The organism is Vibrio paucivorans, assembly GCF_054053395.1.
This window is the reverse complement of sequence record NZ_CM133230.1, coordinates 1089991-1112020: the sequence shown is the minus strand read 5'-3', so window position 1 is coordinate 1112020 and position 22030 is coordinate 1089991. Positions and strand designations below refer to the sequence as shown.

The following is a 22030-nucleotide window of genomic DNA, read 5'->3' as shown; positions in this document are numbered from 1 at the left end:
ATGGACAACTTACCCGTCAGATTCGGCCTTACAATGTGGTCACACAATAATTGGCAGCAAAGTTTCTATGGTAGCGGTACAAAACCCGCCGAGAGGCTCGAAAAGTATGCGAGTGTATTTCACACCGTTGAAGGTAATACAACCTTTTACGCGACACCAAGTGTATCCACCGTCCAGAACTGGAAAGCCGCAACACACGACGACTTTAAGTTTACTTTTAAACTGCCCAAGGCGATCACGCACCAGCAGATGTTGCAAGGCGCTCAAGGTGAACTCACAGCCTTCATGCAAGTAATGAAACCACTGCACGATCGTGTAGGACAATGGACCATTCAGCTACCTTCAGCGTTCGGCCCAGATCACCTAAATCATCTCAAAAAGTTTTGCCAGCTGTTCCCAAAGGAATTTCCTATTGGAGTGGAAGTTAGGCACCAAGAATTCTTCACCAAAGGAGAAGCTGAACGCACACTCAATCATTGGCTGATTGAACAAGGCTACAACCGCATAATAATGGACAGCCGCCCAGTCTTTTCCGAACCTGCGACAACAGCAGCCCTGATCGACGCCCAGCAAAAAAAGCCGCGAGTCCCTGTTCACGCTATTGCAACCGCGCAGCATCCCATGATCCGCTTTATTGGGCTCCCAGAAGAAGAGAAGAATGACGCGTTTTTTCAATCGTGGTTAGCTAAGCTGCCGCAATGGATTGAGCAAGGAAAACAGCCGTATGTGATGATACACACAGCGGATAACATTATCGCTCCTGAACTTGCCGCTCATTTCTATCGAAAATTGCAGCAAAAAAGCGCGCTTCCCGATCTCGCCAGTTTTCCCGCCGATGATGGCAACTCTCAGATACAGATGTTTTAGCCATCTCTTATAACCAAAGATGACACGGTGCTAAAATTCTCATAAAATACGCGCCTTTTTTAGCAGTCTTCACGACCAGTGCTAGTTTGTAAGAGATTGAGATATGAACCCTAAGAGCAATTCAGATACCATTTTTTCGGCACCTATCGATAAAATTGGCGACTTCACGTTCGACGAGCGTGTAGCTGAAGTATTCCCGGATATGATCCAGCGCTCGGTACCGGGTTATAGCAATATCATCTCTGCTATTGGTATGTTGGCGGAACGTTTCGTTAAGCCTCACTCTAAAGTCTACGATCTTGGTTGTTCATTGGGTGCAGCCACTCTATCTATGCGCCGCCATATACAACAAGAAGGCTGTGAAATCATTGCTGTTGATAATTCTGCAGCTATGGTTGAGCGTTGTAAGTTGCACGTCAACGCGTACCGCAGCGATACCCCTGTACAAGTGGTTGAAGCCGATATTCGAGACATCGATATTCAGGATGCCTCTGTGGTTGTACTGAATTTCACCTTGCAGTTCCTCTCACCAAAAGATCGTCAGTCCTTATTGGAGAAGATATACGCAGGTCTGCGTCCTGGCGGCATTCTGATCCTTTCAGAAAAGTATATTTTTGAAGATAACATCTCAAACGAGCTTCTGATTGACCTGCACCATGACTTTAAACGAGCCAATGGTTATAGCGAATTAGAAATCAGCCAAAAACGTAGTGCAATTGAAAATGTAATGCGTCCAGACTCTATCCAGACACATAAAGATCGCTTCAAAGACATCGGGTTCTCAAGCAGTGAAGTTTGGTTTCAATGCTTTAATTTCGGTTCGATGTTTGCGATTAAATAACCATTACTACGGAATTTAGTACGCTGATCCTAAGCTCTAAGCTCTAAGCTCTAAGCTCTAAGCTCTAAGCCAAACAATACATTAATTTAAACAGCAGCAACTGCTGCCTGTTATAACGAAAGTAACGACTATGTTTAATTTTGCTAATTTTTATCAACTTATCGCTCAAGACACGCGTCTTCAGCCTTGGCTAAATACTCTGCCGCAACAACTTACCGATTGGCAAAATGCAGAACACGGTGATTTTGGCCGCTGGCTCAAAGCACTCAACAAAGTCCCTGAAGGCTCACCAGATCAAATCGATCTAAAAAACTCCGTGACCCTTACGAACGATACACCGTTTCACCAAGGTGAGCTCAAGAAATTAGAAAACTTGCTGCGTACCTTCCACCCATGGCGCAAAGGTCCATACTCGGTGCACGGAGTTCACATTGATACCGAGTGGCGCAGTGATTGGAAATGGGATCGCGTGCTACCCCATATTTCACCTCTCAAAAATCGCAGCATACTTGATGTTGGTTGTGGTAACGGCTATCACATGTGGCGCATGCTGGGTGAAGAAGCTCGCTTATGTGTGGGCATTGACCCTTCACACCTTTTCTTAATCCAGTTTGAAGCCATTCGAAAATTAATGGGTGACGACCAACGAGCGCATCTACTTCCATTAGGTATCGAGCAACTTCCTAAGCTGGAAGCCTTTGATACCGTGTTCAGCATGGGCGTGCTTTACCACCGCCGTTCTCCGTTAGATCACTTGATTCAGCTAAAAGACCAATTGGTGTCTGGTGGTGAGTTGGTGCTCGAAACCCTAGTTATCGAAGGGGATGAGAACGCGGTACTGGTTCCAGTTGATCGCTACGCACAAATGCGCAATGTCTACTTTTTCCCGTCTGCACGTGCATTGAAGGTATGGCTAGAACAAGTTGGATTTAAGAATGTTCGTATCGTTGATGAAAATGTCACCACTGTTGGTGAACAGAGAACAACGGAATGGATGACGCACAATTCACTACCAGATTATCTAGACCCGAACGATCCAAGTAAGACCGTCGAAGGCCATCCTGCGCCACGACGTGCAATTCTGGTTGCAAACAAACCATAATTGACAAAGTTCTAACCGTAGATACGCTTGACAACGCTACTCTACTCACACTTAAACATAGGGTGCTTCACGCATCCTTTTTTATACGCTAAACTCCCGCGTACAAACACTTAACTAGCATTTTTTAAGGTTTTCAATGTTTACTAAATTGGTCCCTTTCGTCGCTCTAGGTCTTCTATCTGGATGCGTTGCAAATAATGGTGAGCAATACCATCAAGAAACTCTCGCTGCGATTCAACACTCTGAATCTCAGCTTACCAATAAAATCACTAATATCGAGCTAAATCTTAGTAACCAGTCTGATTATATCGAAAGCCTAGAAAGCGAGATTCTTGCGTTAAATTCCCAAGTCGAAAAGCTTCAATCTGTATCTCATACTTCTGACAAACCACAAGCTGAGCCACAAGTAGCGGCAGCACCGGTTACAGCGCCTAAATCGTCTCAAACTATCGTGTTAGGTGAAATTGAGCGTGTGACCATCGACTCAATCAAACAGACTTTTGATGCACGTGTCGATACGGGCGCAGCCACCTCTTCTCTCAATGCCGTTGATATTCAAGAATTTGAGCGTAACGGTAATAACTGGGTGCGTTTCCATCTCTCTGATGGCAAAACGCCAATGACCGATGACAACTGGATTGAAGCACCGATCATTCGTTTTGCCAAAATCCGCCAGTCCACGACAACCGAATCAGAGCGCCGCGCAGTGATTGAATTGTGGGTTAAGGTCGGAAAAATTCATGAAAAAGCGCAATTTACTTTGGCAGACCGCTCTCAAATGAGTCATCCTGTACTCTTAGGGCGCGAGTTCATTAGAGATATCGCCCTGGTTGACGTAAGTCGCCAATACATTCATACGGACATTAAGCAAAAATAATAAGGAAACTTATGACGTCACGAGTTCCATTTTATCTATCGATCTTGCTATTGATAGTGGCTGGTATCGCTCTGAGCGTAATCAGACATCAAACTTACGGTGTTCCTTGGACTCCAGGGGAAACCAGCCAAGTCTGGGATATTGAAGCCCGCGTAGAATTTACTGCGCAGAACAAGCCAGTGAAAGCTTCTCTAGCCGTCCCTCATACTCAATCAGGCTTCACTCTAGTTGGTCAGTCTGCATCTTCTCCTGGCTACGGTGTTTCTTACTTGCAAACCGAAACCGGTCGCCGTGCAGAGTGGTCTGTTCGTGAAGCTTCTGGCCCACAGACCATCTACTATAAAACGCAGTTCCTGGTAGACCCACAAGCGAGCGTTGAACCTATTGCACCAGAAGGTGAAATCAACAAACCAACGTTTGACGGCCCTGTTGAAGCTGCAGCCAAAGCCATCATCCAGCGCGCGAATCAGCGTTCTGCTGACGATGTTACTTTCACTCGTGAACTGATCAAAACGCTTAATGACGCAGAAAGCCAAAACGCTTCGCTAGTGTTGAACACGATGTCGAAAGTGAAAGCCGTTGATAAGCTTCTGGCTTACGCAGAAGTTCCGAGCAAAATTGTTGGTGTTATCGAACTAGAAGATGGCCGCCGCCGTCAGTCTATTCAGCAAATGAACCAAGTTTGGAGCGGTGAAGAATGGGTACTGTTTAACCCTCTGTCTGGGACACAAGAAACTCAACCAAACCTACTAATTTGGGACGAGTCGAACGTCTCTCTGCTTGACGTTGTAGGCGGTCAAAACAGCCAAGTGCATTTCTCGATGATTGCTCAGGAAGTCTCCGCTAAACAAGCGACCAGTGAAAAAGTCGTGGCGGATAACCTACTGAACTTCTCGATCCATAGCTTGCCTCTTGAAGAGCAAGCGATGTTCAAGACCATCATGTTAATCCCAATCGGTGCTCTGATTGTAGTGTTCCTGCGCGTTATCGTTGGTCTGAAAACGTCCGGTACATTCATGCCTGTTCTGATTGCAGTCGCCTTCGTACAGACTCAACTGGTCACAGGTATTGTCGGCTTCCTACTGATTGTCGGTACGGGTCTGATCATTCGTAGTTACCTCTCGAGGCTGAACTTGCTCTTGGTTGCCCGGATATCCGCGGTGATTATCACTGTAATCATGATCATTTCCGTGTTCACGGTAGTGGCGTTTAAGATTGGATTAACAGAAGGTCTATCCATTACCTTCTTCCCAATGATCATCTTGTCATGGACTATCGAACGTATGTCGATTCTATGGGAAGAAGAAGGTGCGAAAGAAGTTGCGCTACAAGGTGGTGGCTCACTGTTCACGGCTATCTTGGTCTACCTAGGTATGACCAACCCGTACATTCAGCACCTGACATTTAACTTTATTGGTCTGCAGCTGATCGTACTAGCTACAATCCTACTACTAGGTACATACACGGGTTACCGTTTGACTGAGCTACGTCGCTTCAAACCATTAGCGGAGGACTAAGTGATGTTTTCACAATTCACCTCCCCTTCGAAGCTGCACCATAAAGGTATTATGGGCATGAACCAACGTAACCATAGTTACATTGGTCGATACAATGACCGCTCAAAATACCCATTAGTGGATGACAAGCTGAAAACCAAGATCATTTCTGAGCAGGCAGGCTGTACCGTACCGAAACTCATCGGTGTTATTAGCCACCAAGCGGAAGTGAAACGTATTCACGATATGGTAAAGAACTGGCCTGGCTTTGTAATCAAGCCAGCCCAAGGTAGTGGCGGTAAAGGTATTTTGGTTATCGTCTCTCACAAAGACGGCGTATATACCAAACCTTCAGGTTCTACCATTGGTAAAGAAGATGTCGAGCGTCATATAAGTAATGCGCTTGCTGGCCTTTTCTCTCTTGGTGGTAAGAACGATGTCGCCATGGTCGAAAACCTAATCAAGTTCGATGATTGTTTTGAAGGTTACAGCTTTGAAGGCGTGCCCGACGTTCGTATCATCGTCTTTAAGGGCTACCCAGTAATGGCAATGATGCGTTGTTCTACCGCTGCGTCTGATGGCAAGGCAAACTTGCACCAAGGTGCGGTCGGCATTGGTATCGATATCGCCACTGGTAAAGCGGTCCGCGCAGTTCAGTTCGACCAACCTGTCACTCACCACCCTGATACAGATAAAGACTTAAGTCAGCTTCAGGTACCACATTGGGAGCGACTGTTAACTCTTGCTTCTAGCGCATGGGAAATGACTGGCCTTGGTTATATGGGTACCGACATGGTACTGGATAAAGAAGAAGGCCCAATGGTTCTCGAGTTGAATGCTCGACCTGGCCTTGCTATCCAGATCGCGAATGGCGCTGGATTGCTGCCACGTTTGCATCATATCGAGAATCTAGGTACTCCGGCTGAATACCCAAAACCAGCTGAGCGTGTTGCTTACGCTGCAGAGCAATTCGGTGTATTTGCCAAAACAATTAGTGGCTAAATCGATAAATCACATGCTAGTACCAAAAAGCCCGCGAAAGCGGGCTTTTTATTGTCTAGCATTTCAACCTTGCTGAAATTAGGCATCACGCCTGTTCAGTGCAAGCCTCCGATACTTGATATTTTCGTTTTATATCATCAGCCACTTTTTCAGCAATCATAATGGTTGGTGCGTTAGTGTTCCCCCCCACTAGTGTTGGCATCACAGACGCATCAACCACTCTTAGCGATTCTAAACCATGTACACATAACTGGCTGTCTACAACCGAAAAAACATCGTCACGAGGCCCCATTTTACATGTACCAACTGGGTGGTACTGAGTATCGGCGCGATTTCTAATATCTTGCTCTATCGCGTGATCGTCATTCGCATCGACAGGATAAAAACTTTCCCCTCTTACTAAATCAAACGACTGGCTTTCTAACATTTCATGCTGCTTTTTCCAGCCCTTGATCATGACTTCCATATCATCTGCGTGAGCAAAAAAGTTGGGATCAATCGCCGGTGACTCATAAGGGTTAGCAGAGTGTAGAGCGACGCTACCGACACTTTTTGGTCTAAGAAGCGTAACATGTGAGCTAAACCCATGACTCATATGGATTTTTCTTGCGTGATCATCAACCACAGCCACAACGAACACAAACTCTAGATCAGGTACCTCTACCGAATCATCAGAGCGCGCAAAGCCAATCCCTTCCGCAAAGTTGCTGGTGATTTTACCTTCACGCTTATTGACCCACTTTGGAATCGCTTTGCCGATCTCCCAGGCCATATTCAGCGAAACACCAAAAGTATCTGCTTTCGCATTGCAGCGGTAGGTATGCACCAAGTCGATATGGTCTTGTAGATTCTCACCGACTCCGGCCAATTCATGTATCACATCAATACCATGTGGCGCGAGCTTGTCCTCGGAGCCAACTCCGGAAAGTAATAGGATTTGGGGGGAACCAAAAGCACCCGCCGACAAGATAACTTCTCTAGTAGCCTGAACATGATAAACCGTCCCTTTCACCCCATATTCAACACCCACCGCCTTTTTTTCTTCAAACAATACCCGATGTGCCGTGGCATTAGTGATAACCGTAAGGTTTGGACGATGGAGGTTGGGAGTGAGGTAAGCTTTCGCGGCGCTACAACGCTGGCCATTAATCTGCGTCACTTGAGTTGGCATAGCCCCAAATTGCTCTACACCATTGATGTCTGCGTTCCGAGGGACTCCAATCGACTCACAGGCAGATAAGAAGTTTTCTACCAATGGGCTTGGCGAGCGCAGTTCGGCAACGTTTAAAGGCCCACCACTGCCGTGGTAACCATCGCTGTGTGTTTCATTGTTTTCCGCTTTTTTGAAGTACGGCAGACAATCTTTATAGCTCCAACCTGGATTACCTAAGCTCTCCCACAAGTCATAATCATAGCGGTGACCCCGCGCATACATCATAGCGTTTATCGAGCTAGACCCACCCAACGTTTTTCCTCTAGGCTGATAGCCTTTCCTTCCATTAAGCCCGGCTTGAGGTAATGTATCGAATGCCCAATTATTGTGTTTGGTCGGCATCATAGCGACCACACCAACAGGGGTGTGTATACAAGGACTCGTATCCTTTCCACCAGCTTCAAGTAAGCACACACTTACCGACGGGTCTTCAGTCAATCGAGCAGCAAGTACACAACCTGCAGAGCCTCCGCCAACTATAATGAAATCATATTGAGACATCCTGATCCTCCTTCTTCAGGTGTCACCTACCCTCCTAGCCGAGCAGGTGACAATATCAGTGAAATGGTGAGAGTGTATTGAAAGGTTATTTGAGGTTGTTGTCTGGCTTACCGACAAACACACGAAGTACTAACTTTTGAACTAAGTTGCCATAAGGTGGCGCAAACAGTTGGATTGGGAACCACCGACGCATCTGCAGGACGGTTCGAGCATGACTCAATTCTCTAAAACCTTCTTCGCCGTGGTAGTTGCCCATTCCCGAGTTCCCCACTCCACCGAATGGAACAGAGTGATTGAGTACATGCCAGCCCCAATCATTGATGGTGACACCACCACTATGTGTCTGAGCCAGGATCTGTTCTCGTGCCGACTCATCATGGCTAAACAAGTAACATGCTAACGGCCTAGGGCGTGAAGTAATGAACTCGATAACTTCGTCAATGGTTTGGTAGCTGTAAACAGGCAGTAAAGGGCCAAAGATCTCTTCTTGGCAGATACGCATATCAGGCGAAAGATTCGTTGCAATAAACAGCGGTGTTTTCTTCCCTTCGCCATAATCCAAACATTGGGTAATGGTCGCCCCTTTTTGCTTTGCATCTTCTACAAGGTCATGGAAGCGATTGTGCTGGGTTTCATCGACTAACGCCGTATAATCAGGATTGTCCTTTATTTCACCATACATTGCCTTGTGCGCTCCAGATAGAGCCTCAACAAATCGCGACAATTTGTTTTCAGGAACAAAAGCATAATCAGGTGCAATACAGATCTGACCAGAATTAAACCCCTTACCATGTGCAATACGCTTAGCTGCTTCTTCAACGTCATAATCATCTAACACTACCACTGGAGATTTACCGCCAAGCTCAAGCGTTACAGGCGTTAAGTTCCTTGCTGCGTTGGCCATAATTACTTTGCCACTTGCAGGTGAGCCAGTGAACACTAAGTGGTCGAAGGGTAAATCAGAAATCTGCATTGCTTGTGGGTGCGTTCCATCAATGATACACACTAGATCGGAAGGGAAGATCTCTTCTAACATCTTTCGCAGTGCCTTCGTTGTTGCTGGGCAATTCGGTGGCATCTTAATCATGCATCGGTTTCCCGCCGCTAAAGCGGTGATTAATGGCCCAACCGATAGATACAATGGAAAATTCCACGGACATATGATCCCCACAACCCCTTTAGGCTGATAGCGAACTTCTAACTTATTGCCTTTAAACAACCACTCTGTTGGCCTTCTTTTAGATTTCATCCAGCTCTTTAGGTGCGATAGCACATGATTGATATCCAGAATTGGCGCAAGAACGTCCGCCATCATCGATTCAGTATGGCTCCGACCTCCAAAGTCTTGGTTCATGGCTTCAGCTAATACCATTTGGTATCGACGCAATTGGTTTTTAAGCATCAGCAGTTGCTGCTTTCTTTCACCAAGCGTTAGGGACGGATTGTTTTGGTAGGCCTTTTTTAAGCCCTCAAACCACACTTCCAGTGCTACTTGGTTGGTTTCAATTGCATCACTTGTGTTCGTTAACGACGGTTGGACTAGTGCATTCATATACAACTTCTCTCTTAAACGCTTTCGCCCATTACAACATTTGATTAACATTCAACACAGGTTGCAAAAAGACAATTACCGGTGATATTCGGACAGAATTGCGAAACCAATAACAGTAATCACATGGTGGTGACGATAGGATGAACGCGATCTAGGGAGGAAATATGGTTTACTCAGCGGAATACGAACCTGATATGCAAGCATGTGGGATGTTGGACATTCACCTTCTTTATCGCTATTTAGGGACTCGCATCCCGATGGAGCAGTTGCTGGAAGGCACTCATGTTCAACCAAGCCAGTTGTACACGCCAGACTCTCACATCACACTCGCTCAAAAGCTGGTCATCTTCGGAAATGCCCTGTCACAATCCAACGAACCCGGTATCGGATTAAGAATAGGCCAACAAGCTCGGTTCAGTGATTTTGGTGTACTGGGCTACGCCGTATTTAGCAGCAACACGCTGATGGATGCGCTTATCATGGGGTTCAAATACCTTCGCTTAGCCGGCCCCGTGTTACGAAAAGAAATGTGGGTTGAAAAGGATGTTGGTTACTTTCGTGCGAATCAACTCGTAGATCTAGATAGCCTACTGCCCTTTTGCTCAGAATATTGGTTCTCAGCCATTCAGAGCTTAATCGAAGAAGTCATGCAGCAGCCTTTCCCTTCGAAAGTCATCCACTTCCCGTTCCCTAAGCCAGAATACGGTGACCTCTATGAGCAGATATTCCACTGTCCAATTGTATTTGATAGTGACCGACTAGAATGGCAGTTTGACGCCACTAATCTAGATAACCCTTTACCTAGTGCCAACGCGATTACCCTGCAATCTTGTTTGAAGTCATGCGATGAAATGCTGGCAAAAGTTGCAGGCAATACATCACTGACCGACAAGGTCACCCAAATTTTCCTTGAGCAACCCGGACACTATCCTTCAATTGATACTGTTTCATCGCAACTGGGAATGTCATCAAGGACTTTGCGCCGCAAGTTAGGGTCCGAACAAAACAGCTACCAAGCCATTCTTGATCACGTTCGCTTTCAACTCGCGCGCCATTATTTAACTTCCACCCAAATGAGCATTGAAGAAGTATCAGATAGAATTGGGTTCTCAGACAGCGCTAACTTTCGTCATGCCTTTCGCAAATGGTGTAGAGAGTTTCGCCAACAGGCTCAGCAAGATAGTTAGCTTTACTCAGGTACAAAAACGCCCGCAAAAGCAGGCGTATTATTTAGACTAGCGAGCGACTAGATAAACAAGAAGCTAGATTTCTTCAATCAATTCCTGAACTTCTGACTGCTGTTTCTCTTGTTGAGCAAAGCCTCTTAAACCCACAACATGTACATGTTCGTGGTCTTTGAACACCTTACGAACCAGCTTATAGGTTGTGCCTTTTTCTGGGCTAATGTTTTCAGGTGCAGCGATAAGTAATTGCATGTCCAGACGATCACACAGCTCAAACAGAGTAGAAATAGACTTCGCATCAAGACGGGCTGCTTCATCGAGGAACAGTAGTCGACACGGAACAATATCTTTACTGCGTAATCGGCGCGATTCTTCTTCCCAGCTTTGAACAACCATAAGTAGAATCGACTGACCCGTACCAATTGCTTCACCCGTTGATAATGCACCCGACTCCGCTTGTAGCCACCCATCCGAGCCACGGTTAACTTCAACGCTTAGCTCTAGGTAATTACGGTAGTCAAGCAGCTCTTCGCCCAGTACTTGAGGAGAACGTTGCCCCATATCAATATGCGGATTCACACGTTGGAACAGCTTGGCCATTGCTTCTGAGAAAGTAAAACGTGAACTTTCAAACAAGTCTTTATGCTGTGCTTGTTGCTCTGCTAACCCATTAAGCAATACTTCATGGCTTTCACGGATATTTACATTCAAGCGAACCCCTTTTACCTGACCAAAACCAATGTTAGACAGGCCTTGGTTTAGCATGCGAATTCGGTTTTGCTCGCGCTGAATCGTTTTCTTAATGATGCTTGCTACAGAATCCGAACTAATCGCAAGGCGATTTTCACGCTGAGTCAGTTCTTCTGTTAGACGCGCCAGTTCTACTTCCATCTCCTCGATGGCTTCAACCGGATCGTCGGTGCGAATAATATCTTGGCGAATACGTTCACGAAGATGCTGATACACCGCAATGTAGAACAGAACTTTACGTTCAGGGCGAGCATTGTCCTCAGATAAACGTAGCGCATCACGCAGGTCATCATTGTTAGCAACCGCCAAACGAAGTGCACCGAGTGATTTATCTGACATTGAGCGTAGCTCGTCCGCTGTCATGTAGGCTAACTCACGCTTATGAAGGCGGCGCTCTACATCATTTTCACGAGCCAAGCGCAGTACCGAACACCAGCCAGCTTTTGCAGCAACCACAAAGGTACGTAACTCAATGTACTCCTTCTGAACTTTCTTCAGACGCTTCGCAAGCCCCTTCATTTCCAGCTCAGTCGATGTAATGGTGCGCTCATATTCGCTCTTGCGATTGCGTGAAGAGTGTAAGCGTTCTTGCAGTTCATCGCGGCGAGCTTGAGCACGTTCAGCTGCACCTTCATCAGCGGTTACGCCAAACTCTTGCAGTTCTTGCTTAAACTCTTGAACGGTTTCTAGCTTCGCTTGATGCGAGCTCTTCAATGATGCCAAGACTTGATTGTATTGGTTCATTTGACCTTGAGCTTGCTTAAGCTCTTCACGGCCACGAGTTCGCGCTCTCTCAGCTCCAACCAACTTCGCTTTTAGCTGATCGCTCAGTTCACTACTCTTGTTCAGCAAGTCCACTGAATCTGAGTAAGCGAAATAATGGCGACGCTCAACCAAATCCGACAGCGCAAAAATCTGAGTTTTTAGTGACTGCAGTTTGCTGTCGGCTTGCTGATATTCTTGCTCCAGTGCGTCGAACTGTTCTGGGTCAGCTTCTAGCGCTGTCACTATGCTTTCTAGTTCAGCAACCGCTTTAGCATGAGCATTTAAGAACCTCTTCGCTTCAGACAGCTGAGCTATTTTCTGCTCAACCTCTTCGTGACGCTCAAGTAACGAATCGTCTTCAATCAACAACATGCTAGGGGCGATCTTGTCCAGTGCGGCAATAGCCTGCTTGCTCACATTAAGCTGGCTACGTTGTTGCTGCTCTTTGTTATCGAGATCCGCCAAAATGCGAGCCACACTATTGCGCTTGTCACGAGCCACCTGCAATGCTTGCTCAGGGTCAGCTTCGAATGCTACTGAGATGTGTTTCGCGACAAAGTTATTGAAACTTTGGTACAAACGCTGCAGTTTCTGAGAATCAAACGCCGCTTTAGCGTGCTGCTCTACCACTTCTTCACGCTCGTTGCGCAGAAGCTCCAAACGTTGTTCACGCGCCGCACGACCAAATAGCGGAATCTCAGGGAAACGAGAGTAACGCATTTGGCGATCGTTAAGCTGAACACATACTGCACCTTCAAGCTCGTCGGCATTGAATGTACTGTCATCGAATGCATCGATATCGCCTTCGATGATGTATAAATCTTCAGGGCAATCGTCTAGCTCAACCAGTTTCTCTTTAATACCAGAAAGGTCGGATACCACAATCGCATGTCGAGACGGGCCATACATCGCACTGAAATACGGCGCATCATCAATAGTGATGTCGTCATAAATTTCAGATAGCAGCACGCCACCAAGCGTATCAGCCAGGCCTTTAAGACGCGGGTCGTTTGAGCCACCAGGTGAAGCAAGGCGCTCGATTTCCGATTCCAACGCATTACGGCGCTCAGACAATTTGTCTTTGGCAATCGACTGCGATTTTTCGTCTTCTAGTACAGCTTGCATTTGAGACATCACTGCTTGGCTGTCATACAAGTCTGCACCGCTCTGTTCTTTCAGCGTGTCTAGCGCATCATTTGCGGTAATCCACGCAGGAGCAATCGCTTCAAACTTCTTGATCTCAGCGTTGCAGTCTTGCTCCAATCGGCGCTGCTCACTGCGCTGCTCGCGTAGATCTTCTTGGCTGTGCTCTAGCGTTTCGATTTGCGTACTATGGCGCTCACGTTCTTGCTCTAACGTAATCTCGTCACTCAGTACAACATTGTGTTGCTTCTGGTACTCATCGACCAGCTGCTTCGCTTGTCGCTGCTGATTCAAGCTGCGCTCTAAATCGCGATGTTGCGCTCGCCACTGCTGCTCATTTTGCGCAATTTGCTGAGCATCACGCGCTTTTACAATCGCTTGTTTCGCTTCCGTAGCAGCTTGCGAACGTTCAACGTCACCAGCAATCGATTTGATCAGAGAGAATGCTTTCTCAAATTGCTCGGCTGCTGCAGACGACATATCCAGCTTGTGCTTGATAGCAAGTAACTCAGTGGTGTTTGCCTCTTGCTCAGCCTTTAAGCTGTTCACAAGGTCAATGGCACTTTCTGCGGTAAGAGAAGGGTCATCAAGCAACTGCTTAGCTTTCTCTAGCGCCTGAACCGCTTGCTGATATTGAAGTGCTCGCGTTTGCTGAACGTCCAACGCTTGCTGGTAATCGGCCAGCTGAGTTTTCAAGCTATCGACTTCTTCTTCAGAAACCAGTGCTTGTTCTTCAGCTATCATCACGCGCTCTTGCGCTTCTTCAACCACCATCAACTGTTCTTCAAGACGCTCGTTTAGCTCTTCCAAGTCTTCTTGGTAGCGCTCGATCTTTTCTTGTTGACGCAGTGCATTTTGCACTAACTGCAAATGGTCTGACGCGGCCTGATAATCTTGCTCAAGTGCAGACTCTTGGTCCACCAGCACTTCAAGCTCTTCTTGCACGCGATTGAGCAAGTTATTTTGCTCTAGTAAAGTTTCACGTGAACCGAATAACTCCGAACGCAGTGATAGCGTATTTTCTAGCTTCTTACGGCGCTCATTTGCATGGCGCATGTAGTCCGCTGCTACGTAGTTAGTTGATTCAGTAATCAAGTGTTTAAACAGGTCGCGGTCAGCTTGAGTCGTCTTAATCGCTTCAAGCGTCATACGGTTTTCGCGCAGCGCTGATTCCATATCTTGGAACGCTTTTTTAACCCCACCGTTTTGCGGCAGTAAGTAATCACGCAATGAACGAGTAATCGCACTCGAAATACCACCGTATAGCGACGCCTCGATTAATCGATAGAACTTAGAGCGATCGCTACTGTTACGAAGTTTCTTAGGTACTACACCGTATTCGAACATTTGCGCGTGGTAATCCACAATAGAGCTAAATGCTTTGAAGTGAGCGCCTTCGTACTGACTAACAGATTCTTTGACTTCGTTGATCTGGCGAACACGTGCATGGTTGTCAGAGACACTTTCTATAAGTACGTCTGTCGGTTTTACATGACTTGGTAAACCTTGGATAACAAACGGCTTAATATCGACCTTTTTATCACGGCCCGCCACTTGCTGTAGCTTTACGGCAAACAATAGGCGTTGGTTACGTGAGTTCACTACATCCAGAGCCGCATAACACGCGCCAGGCTGCAATTTACCGTATAGGCCTTTATCTCGAGATGCCTGAGAGCTCCCAGCTTCCGTCGTATTGCGGAAATGAAGCAAGCTTTGGTCAGGTATCAGTGCCGTAATGAAAGCCGCCATTGTGGTTGACTTACCTGCACCATTACCACCTGACAGTGTGGTCACCAGTCCATCGATATCAAAGGTACGTGCAAAAAAGCCGTTCCAGTTGATCATGGTTAGCGATTGATATTTACCACGTTCAATCATGCTTCACCTTCTTCTAAATCTGTTTGCTCGTTCAGCGCTTCTTCGTCTTGATTATCTTGTAGAAGGCTACCTTGGCTCGGCTCTTGGGTATGAACTACCGCTTCACCGTCGCGAATCAGCCTTAGCTGCGCTTCGCGCATATCATCACCCACGCGTACGTCAGCACCGAAGCGGAATACCGCTTCACTGATTCGGAATTTGCCCGTTTCACCAATATGGATGATCATGCCCAGACGGCGTAGACGACGAAGTGAAGTTCGCACTTTTTCGAACAGTTTTTCTTTGTCGAGATCAGAACCAGTCGCACGGTTTGTCACCAGCTTCATGAGCTTTTTCTCATCAGCCAGCTGAAGCAGTTCGTCGTATAGCTCTTGGTTAGTGAAGATACCTTCGTGAGCCAAACGCTCGGGGCTTAGGTATAAGAAACACAATACCTTGCCAACCAACATGTCGAGTTCAGACAGCACACTGCGGCTTATCAATGACGTTGAGCGAGGTCGCAGGTAAAAGAACCCTTCTGGTGCTTTCACCAATTCGGAGTTGTAACGCTGATAAAACAGAGCCAAGTCGGTTTCAAAATCAGACAGCAAAGCGTGATTATCTAAGTCTTCACTTGAGATATGACGTCCTGCACGTAGAGCACTATCTAACGCTGGGAAAAGAGGGTTAGAGATCGCTTTTACCAGATTATCTGGCATGTATTCATTAGTATCGGTCGATGACATTTGCTTGTACCTTTGCGCCAAAATCGTTGATTGCTTGCCAGTCTGGTTGAATCGCCTGGTAGTCAGATTCGGAGTAACCTAAACGCACAGCTTGGTCGACAACAATTCGCGCTAAATCAAAGTGATGAGTTCGAGGGTGCGACGCGAGGTAATCACGCAAAACGCTACCTAGATCGATTGGTGCGCCCTGCTGCTTATGTTGCTGCAGCATGCCACCAATTCGCTCAGAGAGCTCATCATTGACTTGTTGAAATTCTTCGTATTCCACTTCAAGTGGGACTTGTCCGGTTACTTCATCGTCCCTAAGAACGAGAGCTTCATCTCGGAGGTCGGTCAGTCGCTCGGCATCTGCGTAAGTCAGATACCAAGGTGTATCAAAGTAGTCGGTAACGGATTGTCTTAATCGTTGGCTAAACGCACGGTTTTTATCCATATCAATCGCAGTACGGATAAACTTGTGTACGTGGCGGTCATAGCCAATCCATAAGTCGATAGCTTGTTGACCCCAGCTTGTAATACGGTCGAGCTTCATTTGTAGCGCAAACAACGTTTCGCCAATGAAATCCAATTCCGTATCACCATAGACAATTTCTTGAATGTCTAAAATCTGAGTTTGAAGCTCATCGCCCGCAGCCTGTAAGGTATCTTGCAGCTCTTTGAGCGTCGATGACGTCTCAGACAGCAAGGCCTCACAGTTATTGATAGCGTCGCGCCAATCTTTGTTCAGTAGTTCAGCAATCTGATCTTTCACCGATTGCTGTTGCTCGTCCATCACTCGCTGGTTCAAATCGATTTGATCAAAGATCTCACCTACCGAATATTTAAGAACGCCATATACATTCTTTTTCCAGTGTCCAGCTGTCCCGCCTTTTTGTGCAGCTTCAATCGCTTTCGACATTTCATCGGCGACCATAGACAACTGTATCGACAGCTTTAACTTAGAAAATTCACGGTGGCGTACATAATAATCGGTAATACCGATTGCCAGCGGGGATAAACGATAAATGCTTGCACCATCAGTCACTTCACTCGTGAAGCGGCTGATTAGGCGCTGCTTAACCATTTCATTGATGGCGTTGTTTGCACGAAATGCCGAAGCATCACCCGTGTCTTCAAATAAACGAGTGACGATGGTAAACGCATCATGCAGCTCACCTTCACCAAGCTCTTCATCAAACCTTTCGTTACTCAGAACCGCAATCGAAATCAAAAATGCAAGTCGTTCTGTTGTGAGGTTCAATGAAAAATCATGCTGCTTGACCCAACCAACTAGTTCATCAATTGGTTGCTCGGCAGCATTGAGAGTCATCTCACTCATTGCTCATCCTGTTGTTCTTTCTTTTTCGCCCATACGTGTATGTATCGGCCTAATGAGAGGTATGGCTCTTGTCTACACAGTTGTTTTTCGAGTGCCAACACGTCTTCTAATTGGTAGTCACCCATGTACTGCATATTCCCGATGTAGTCACTGAATGAGCGAATTCCCGACTTGCCGCAAATTTCAAACCCGGCATCTTCAATCCATTGATAGACTTCTTCAGGTTTTAAGCCTTTTTGCGGCTGAAGTTTAAATCTTTTTCTATGTGGCATGCCCTCTAATACATGAGGGATATTGCCACATATGACATTCTTGTAGACCAGACCATGATGGTTATAGAACATGACCGAAGCGACACCGCCTGGTTTCACTTGTTCTAGTACCGTCTCTAAAGCAGGCTTTGGGTCAGCTAACCATTCCATTACCGCGTGAAACATCACTAAATCGACAGCACGATCTAAGTGCTCTCCTATCTTTTGGACAGGCGAATGGATCAGGCGATACTGCTCAAGTAGGCCGTTTTTTGCAATATCCTGCTCGGCTAGTTGCAGCATTTCCGAAGATAGATCACATAATGAAATCTGGTGTCCGAGCTCAGCAAGTTTTTGAGACATTTGTGCCAAACCACCACCAGCATCAAGCACGGAGAGAGGTTTTTCATCAGCGTTCAAGCGTTCAAGAATTTGCTGAAGATCTTCCCAAACAATGACTTGGCGGATCTCTCCTTTGTCTGACCCGTAAATATTTTTTGCAAATTTGTGGGCAATATCGTCGAAATTACGGTCTTCAGTCACGGTGGTTGAGTTATCATAGCTAATCGTGCTGCTATTCTGTCATAGGAATGGTAGGAATAAAGAGGGTTTCTCTTATTTTTATTATCAAGTGGTGTTTTTTCGGACTATTTCTGTATGTTTGAGCTGAAAAAGATTATTTCATCGATGCTTATGCCGTTACCAGCCATGTTAATCCTTGGCTTTTTAGGCTTAATGCTCATCATGTTTACCGCAAAACGAAAAACAGGATGTTTTGTTGTTCTCTTCTCCTTTATCGGCATTTTCCTGATTGCCTTTCAACCTGTATCAACACGTTTACTCATGCCAATGGAAAGGCAGTACTCCGCTTTTCTACCCATTGATGAATCCGTTGACTACGTAATGGTGCTTGGCAGTGGGCACGTAGTTGACGATCAAATTCCACCGACTTCTGAGCTAAGCCGTACCGCGCTAATGCGATTGAGCGAGGGGATTCGTATACTGCGCATGTACCCAGGCTCTAAACTCATCCTTTCCGGTTATGCGGGTGGCAGTGAGTTTAGCAATGCTCGTATGATGGCAAAAGTCGCCTTGGCACTCGGTGTGTCTAAGTCTGACATTATCTTGCTAGAAACCGCGCAAGACACCTGGGAAGAAGCCAGACAAGCCGCTGCTTTTGTTGGTCAAAAGCGTCTAATCCTAGTCACATCGGCCAGTCACATGAAACGCGCTTTGAACGAGTTTAATTCTGCTGGGATCAAGCCTCTTCCTGCGCCGACAAACTACCTTGCTCACAGTAACATTACTCAGCCATGGGAAAAGTACACCCCTAGAGCGGTCTACCTTGAGCAAACTGAACGTTACTGGCATGAGACTCTTGGTCTCATCTGGCAGAGCTTAAGAGATATGGCATCAGATTACGAAGAGCGTGCTCTGCAATCCGAAGAAACTTCTTTGTAGTAAGCCATAATAACGCACACTAATCTGATAGATATTAAAAAGCCGAAGTCATCACTTCGGCTTTTTCTTTATTGCTCAAACGACATAGCAGGCAGTCGTTAGTCACCAGCAAACATATAACCTTCACCGTGTACGGTCACAAATATTTGTGGATTCTTAGGGTCGAACTCCATCTTGGCGCGCATTCGACGAATAAGTACATCGATAGTACGGTCGTTTGGCGCATCGACTCGGTGACTGATCATATTCAGAATACGCTCTCTACTTAGCACCTGATTTGGGTGTGACGACAACGCTACCAGCAACTCATATTCTGCTTTAGTGAGCTTAACCGGCTCACCATTTCGGCTCAATGCGCGGCGCTGAGTGTCAAACGTCCACTCACCAAAGCGAACGACATTGCTGTTTTTGTCATTAGTTTCCACTACAGGCGAAACGTTGCGAGCCGCTGAAATTCGCCACAGCAGGTTTTTCACACGAACCAACAGTTCGCGCAGTTCAAAAGGTTTAGTAACGTAATCGTCGGCGCCCATTTCGAGCCCAACAATTTTGTCTATGCTATCCGTGCGCCCTGTCACCAGAATGATTCCAATATCTGACTGGCTACGTAACTCTCTTGTCAGCATCAATCCATCACCACCCGGCAAATTGATGTCCAACATCACTAAGTCGACAGAGTTTTCTTCCAACGCTTCTCGCATTTGCACGCCATCTTCGGCTTCACTAACGGTGTAACCTTCATTTTGAAAGTATCCCACTAGCTTGCTGCGAGTAACAGCATCATCTTCTACAACTAATACGTGATAGCTCATCTAGACCACTTAATCTTGATTTCAGGTTAACTTTAACAACACTATTCTATTCATAATCAGTAACAATTCTAGAAAATGCTACTTCAAAAGTAAGAAAGGTGATTTTTTATTGATTCAAAACAACCTTAGACTCGCTATTCATATCTCACTATATCTCTCTATTTTTATTCACACATGTAGTTACCGCTATTCATCTTTATTAGTTAAACTAAAGACATACCTCGAATTGGAGCTAAAACAATGCAAGAAACAAAAGCATTTAACGAAAAAAGAGCTGAAATATACTGGTGGCTATCTAGCTTATTTGCTAAAGAACTGACCGAAACGGATATTGAACAGTATCAAACCCCAGAAATTCGCTCTTTCCTCGCAGGGCTTGGTGAAAATGAAACTCTAAAACCGTCTATCGACAAGATGACTGACGCGCTCAACCGTCTAAATGACCGTGAAGACGCACAGTTAGAGCTCTCTGCAGATTTCTGCGACCTATTTTTGAAATCAGACAAAGAATCCGCTTTGCCTTATGCGTCTATGTACATCGGTAAATCGGGTCTATTGAATGACGAGCCCGCCAAAGAAATGGCGTCATTAATGGCTGAACATAGTATTGCTGTCAGCGCTTCACTTAACGAGCCAGCAGATCACATTGCGATCGAATTAGACTTCCTTGGTAACTTGATTATTCGCTCTAACGAACTTGAACAAGAACAGCACCTTGATGATGCACTGCTCGAACAAGAAAAGTTCATCCGAGAAAAGATCCTTTCTTGGGTTCCACAATTTTCGACCAAGTGTCAGTCACTCGATGAATTCGGCTTCTACGCTGCGGTAGCATCTCTATTAGTGTCTTTCCTAGAGCTAGATTGCCACTACCTCGCCGGCGAGTAATTTCACCACTCCCTAGCTAGCGACAAAATCGTCAATTGTAGTGATAGATCACTGCTATTGACGGTTTTTTCATTGCTTGCGCCACGTTTGAGGTCTAGAATCGTGACCGCAAACGATTAAAAATGAAATTGACTCAGTTTCCTGGGTAGAAATACGAACCGCTGGCTAAAAGCGGTTTTTGTGTTTTTACTACTTTGATGTAACCATTAACTAGGAGCTGACAATAATGATTGCTGCGGTGAGCCAAGGGGTAAGCCAGTATATGCAGCAGTTCTCAATAGGACAGAACCTTATGGCCACAATTAAAGATGTTGCTCGCTTAGCTGGCGTATCAACTACCACTGTTTCCCATGTAATCAACAAAACTCGCTTTGTTGCTGAAGCAACCCAAGAAAAAGTGATGGAAGCAGTTAAAGAGCTTAACTACGCTCCAAGTGCCGTTGCTCGTAGCTTGAAATGTAATACGACCCGTACCATCGGCATGTTAGTAACTCAATCAACTAACCTATTCTTCTCGGAAGTAATCGATGGTGTTGAAAGCTACTGTTACCGCCAAGGCTACACGCTCATTTTGTGTAACACCGGTGGCATTTACGAAAAGCAGCGTGACTATATCCGCATGCTAGCTGAAAAGCGCGTAGATGGTATTTTGGTCATGTGTTCTGACTTAACTGAAGAGCTACTAGAAATGTTGGATCGACATGCCGATATTCCAAAAGTAATCATGGACTGGGGCCCTGAAAGCTCTCAAGCCGATAAAATTATCGATAATTCGGAAGAAGGTGGCTACTTAGCCACTAAGTACCTTATCGATCGTGGTCACACAGACATTGCTTGCCTAAGTGGCCACTTTGAGAAAGCAGCCTGCCAAGAACGTATCCAAGGATTCAAACGTGCTTTAGGTGAAGCCAATCTATCGGTTAACGAAGATTGGATCTTAGAAGGTAACTTTGAGTGTGATACCGCTGTGCTTGCCGCAGATAAAATTGCAGCAATGGACCACAAACCAACTGCCGTATTCTGTTTCAATGACACCATGGCATTTGGCTTGATGAGCCGTCTACAACAAAAAGGGATTCGAGTACCAGAAGATATGTCTGTTATTGGTTACGACAATATCGAACTTGCTGAGTACTTCTCTCCTCCGCTAACAACGGTCCACCAACCGAAACGTCGCGTGGGTAAAAATGCCTTTGAGATCTTGCTAGAGCGTATTAAAGACAAAGAACACGAAAAGCGTGTCTTTGAAATGCATCCAGAGATTGTTGAGCGTAGTACCGTAAAAGACCTGACTAAATAGTTAGCAAGATTAATAACCTATGTGCTTTACGTGGTAGTTCAGAGATACGCAAGGCGCATAGCTTAGTCTTATTTATGGAACACATATCACATTTACAACATCCA

17 protein-coding genes are annotated in these 22030 nt (G+C 45.9%); 10 read left to right on the top strand and 7 right to left on the bottom strand.

Annotated features, from left to right (window positions below; genetic code table 11):
* The 6 genes from ACXABW_RS05280 (at nucleotide 1) to ACXABW_RS05255 (ending at nucleotide 6185) form a co-directional block, all read left to right on the top strand.
* On the top strand, nucleotides 1-867 hold the full coding sequence (locus ACXABW_RS05280) for a DUF72 domain-containing protein (RefSeq protein WP_457524360.1): 867 nt from the start codon (nucleotides 1-3) through the stop codon (nucleotides 865-867).
* Between the two features lie 103 nt (nucleotides 868-970).
* On the top strand, nucleotides 971-1708 hold the full coding sequence (gene cmoA, locus ACXABW_RS05275; RefSeq protein WP_265687384.1) for a carboxy-S-adenosyl-L-methionine synthase CmoA: 738 nt from the start codon (nucleotides 971-973) through the stop codon (nucleotides 1706-1708).
* Nucleotides 1709-1838: 130 nt separating this feature from the next.
* Nucleotides 1839-2810 carry a tRNA 5-methoxyuridine(34)/uridine 5-oxyacetic acid(34) synthase CmoB gene (gene cmoB, locus ACXABW_RS05270; protein WP_457524358.1) on the top strand — a complete coding sequence of 324 codons (972 nt, stop codon included), beginning with the start codon at nucleotides 1839-1841 and terminating at the stop codon, nucleotides 2808-2810.
* Between the two features lie 136 nt (nucleotides 2811-2946).
* Complete coding sequence (locus ACXABW_RS05265; protein ID WP_457524357.1) at nucleotides 2947-3687, top strand: putative ATP-dependent zinc protease; 741 nt, start codon at nucleotides 2947-2949, stop codon at nucleotides 3685-3687.
* 11 nt (nucleotides 3688-3698) lie between these two features.
* Nucleotides 3699-5204 carry an inactive transglutaminase family protein gene (locus tag ACXABW_RS05260; protein WP_457524356.1) on the top strand — a complete coding sequence of 502 codons (1506 nt, stop codon included), beginning with the start codon at nucleotides 3699-3701 and terminating at the stop codon, nucleotides 5202-5204.
* Nucleotides 5205-5207: 3 nt separating this feature from the next.
* Entirely contained in the window at nucleotides 5208-6185 is a 978-nt protein-coding gene (locus tag ACXABW_RS05255) for an alpha-L-glutamate ligase-like protein (protein WP_457524355.1), read from the top strand.
* A gap of 85 nt (nucleotides 6186-6270) precedes the next feature.
* Here ACXABW_RS05255 and ACXABW_RS05250 read toward each other — a convergent pair whose 3' ends face one another.
* Both ACXABW_RS05250 and ACXABW_RS05245 read right to left on the bottom strand, forming a co-directional pair.
* The gene (locus ACXABW_RS05250) at nucleotides 6271-7899 is read right to left on the bottom strand and encodes a GMC family oxidoreductase (RefSeq protein ID WP_457524354.1); all 1629 of its coding nucleotides are present in this window, start codon (nucleotides 7897-7899) and stop codon (nucleotides 6271-6273) included.
* 85 nt (nucleotides 7900-7984) lie between these two features.
* Nucleotides 7985-9451, bottom strand: a complete 1467-nt coding sequence (locus ACXABW_RS05245; protein ID WP_457524353.1) for a coniferyl aldehyde dehydrogenase — start codon at nucleotides 9449-9451, stop codon at nucleotides 7985-7987.
* Between the two features lie 164 nt (nucleotides 9452-9615).
* Here ACXABW_RS05245 and ACXABW_RS05240 point away from each other — a divergent pair, with 164 nt between their 5' ends.
* On the top strand, nucleotides 9616-10638 hold the full coding sequence (locus ACXABW_RS05240) for an AraC family transcriptional regulator (RefSeq protein WP_457524351.1): 1023 nt from the start codon (nucleotides 9616-9618) through the stop codon (nucleotides 10636-10638).
* Nucleotides 10639-10713: 75 nt separating this feature from the next.
* On the opposite strand, the gene mukB is transcribed toward ACXABW_RS05240, so the two are convergent.
* From mukB to cmoM, 4 genes are read right to left on the bottom strand one after another with little or no spacing between them, the layout of a single operon-like run.
* Complete coding sequence (mukB, locus tag ACXABW_RS05235; protein ID WP_457524349.1) at nucleotides 10714-15171, bottom strand: chromosome partition protein MukB; 4458 nt, start codon at nucleotides 15169-15171, stop codon at nucleotides 10714-10716.
* Entirely contained in the window at nucleotides 15168-15896 is a 729-nt protein-coding gene (mukE, locus tag ACXABW_RS05230; protein ID WP_252030269.1) for a chromosome partition protein MukE, read from the bottom strand. Before mukE ends, mukB begins: the two co-directional genes overlap by 4 nt.
* Nucleotides 15877-17214 carry a chromosome partition protein MukF gene (mukF, locus tag ACXABW_RS05225; RefSeq protein WP_265688331.1) on the bottom strand — a complete coding sequence of 446 codons (1338 nt, stop codon included), beginning with the start codon at nucleotides 17212-17214 and terminating at the stop codon, nucleotides 15877-15879. Before mukF ends, mukE begins: the two co-directional genes overlap by 20 nt.
* Nucleotides 17211-18008: a tRNA uridine 5-oxyacetic acid(34) methyltransferase CmoM gene (cmoM, locus tag ACXABW_RS05220; protein WP_265688332.1), complete on the bottom strand. Its 798-nt coding sequence runs from the start codon at nucleotides 18006-18008 to the stop codon at nucleotides 17211-17213. The genes mukF and cmoM overlap by 4 nt, the downstream gene beginning before the upstream one ends.
* Nucleotides 18009-18122: 114 nt before the next feature.
* Here cmoM and elyC point away from each other — a divergent pair, with 114 nt between their 5' ends.
* Nucleotides 18123-18926, top strand: coding sequence for an envelope biogenesis factor ElyC (gene elyC, locus ACXABW_RS05215; protein ID WP_252030263.1), 804 nt, complete (start codon nucleotides 18123-18125; stop codon nucleotides 18924-18926).
* A gap of 98 nt (nucleotides 18927-19024) precedes the next feature.
* On the opposite strand, the gene torR is transcribed toward elyC, so the two are convergent.
* Entirely contained in the window at nucleotides 19025-19738 is a 714-nt protein-coding gene (torR, locus tag ACXABW_RS05210) for a two-component system response regulator TorR (RefSeq protein ID WP_457524347.1), read from the bottom strand.
* Between the two features lie 240 nt (nucleotides 19739-19978).
* Between torR and torD the strand changes: the two genes are divergently transcribed.
* Both torD and purR read left to right on the top strand, forming a co-directional pair.
* The gene (torD, locus tag ACXABW_RS05205; protein WP_457524345.1) at nucleotides 19979-20626 is read left to right on the top strand and encodes a molecular chaperone TorD; all 648 of its coding nucleotides are present in this window, start codon (nucleotides 19979-19981) and stop codon (nucleotides 20624-20626) included.
* A gap of 292 nt (nucleotides 20627-20918) precedes the next feature.
* On the top strand, nucleotides 20919-21926 hold the full coding sequence (purR, locus tag ACXABW_RS05200) for an HTH-type transcriptional repressor PurR (protein WP_252030786.1): 1008 nt from the start codon (nucleotides 20919-20921) through the stop codon (nucleotides 21924-21926).
* The last annotated feature ends 104 nt before the right edge of the window (nucleotides 21927-22030 follow it).

Excerpts from the sequence above, each read along its gene's own strand:
- ACXABW_RS05280 (WP_457524360.1), top strand. The coding sequence starts at position 1 with ATGGACAACTTACCCGTCAGATTCGGCCTTACAATGTGGTCACACAAT.
- cmoA (WP_265687384.1), top strand. The coding sequence starts at position 971 with ATGAACCCTAAGAGCAATTCAGATACCATTTTTTCGGCACCTATCGAT.
- cmoB (WP_457524358.1), top strand. The coding sequence starts at position 1,839 with ATGTTTAATTTTGCTAATTTTTATCAACTTATCGCTCAAGACACGCGT.
- ACXABW_RS05265 (WP_457524357.1), top strand. The coding sequence starts at position 2,947 with ATGTTTACTAAATTGGTCCCTTTCGTCGCTCTAGGTCTTCTATCTGGA.
- ACXABW_RS05260 (WP_457524356.1), top strand. The coding sequence starts at position 3,699 with ATGACGTCACGAGTTCCATTTTATCTATCGATCTTGCTATTGATAGTG.
- ACXABW_RS05255 (WP_457524355.1), top strand. The coding sequence starts at position 5,208 with ATGTTTTCACAATTCACCTCCCCTTCGAAGCTGCACCATAAAGGTATT.
- ACXABW_RS05250 (WP_457524354.1), bottom strand. The coding sequence starts at position 7,899 with ATGTCTCAATATGATTTCATTATAGTTGGCGGAGGCTCTGCAGGTTGT.
- ACXABW_RS05245 (WP_457524353.1), bottom strand. The coding sequence starts at position 9,451 with ATGAATGCACTAGTCCAACCGTCGTTAACGAACACAAGTGATGCAATT.
- ACXABW_RS05240 (WP_457524351.1), top strand. The coding sequence starts at position 9,616 with ATGGTTTACTCAGCGGAATACGAACCTGATATGCAAGCATGTGGGATG.
- mukB (WP_457524349.1), bottom strand. The coding sequence starts at position 15,171 with ATGATTGAACGTGGTAAATATCAATCGCTAACCATGATCAACTGGAAC.
- mukE (WP_252030269.1), bottom strand. The coding sequence starts at position 15,896 with ATGTCATCGACCGATACTAATGAATACATGCCAGATAATCTGGTAAAA.
- mukF (WP_265688331.1), bottom strand. The coding sequence starts at position 17,214 with ATGAGTGAGATGACTCTCAATGCTGCCGAGCAACCAATTGATGAACTA.
- elyC (WP_252030263.1), top strand. The coding sequence starts at position 18,123 with ATGTTTGAGCTGAAAAAGATTATTTCATCGATGCTTATGCCGTTACCA.
- torR (WP_457524347.1), bottom strand. The coding sequence starts at position 19,738 with ATGAGCTATCACGTATTAGTTGTAGAAGATGATGCTGTTACTCGCAGC.
- torD (WP_457524345.1), top strand. The coding sequence starts at position 19,979 with ATGCAAGAAACAAAAGCATTTAACGAAAAAAGAGCTGAAATATACTGG.
- purR (WP_252030786.1), top strand. The coding sequence starts at position 20,919 with ATGGCCACAATTAAAGATGTTGCTCGCTTAGCTGGCGTATCAACTACC.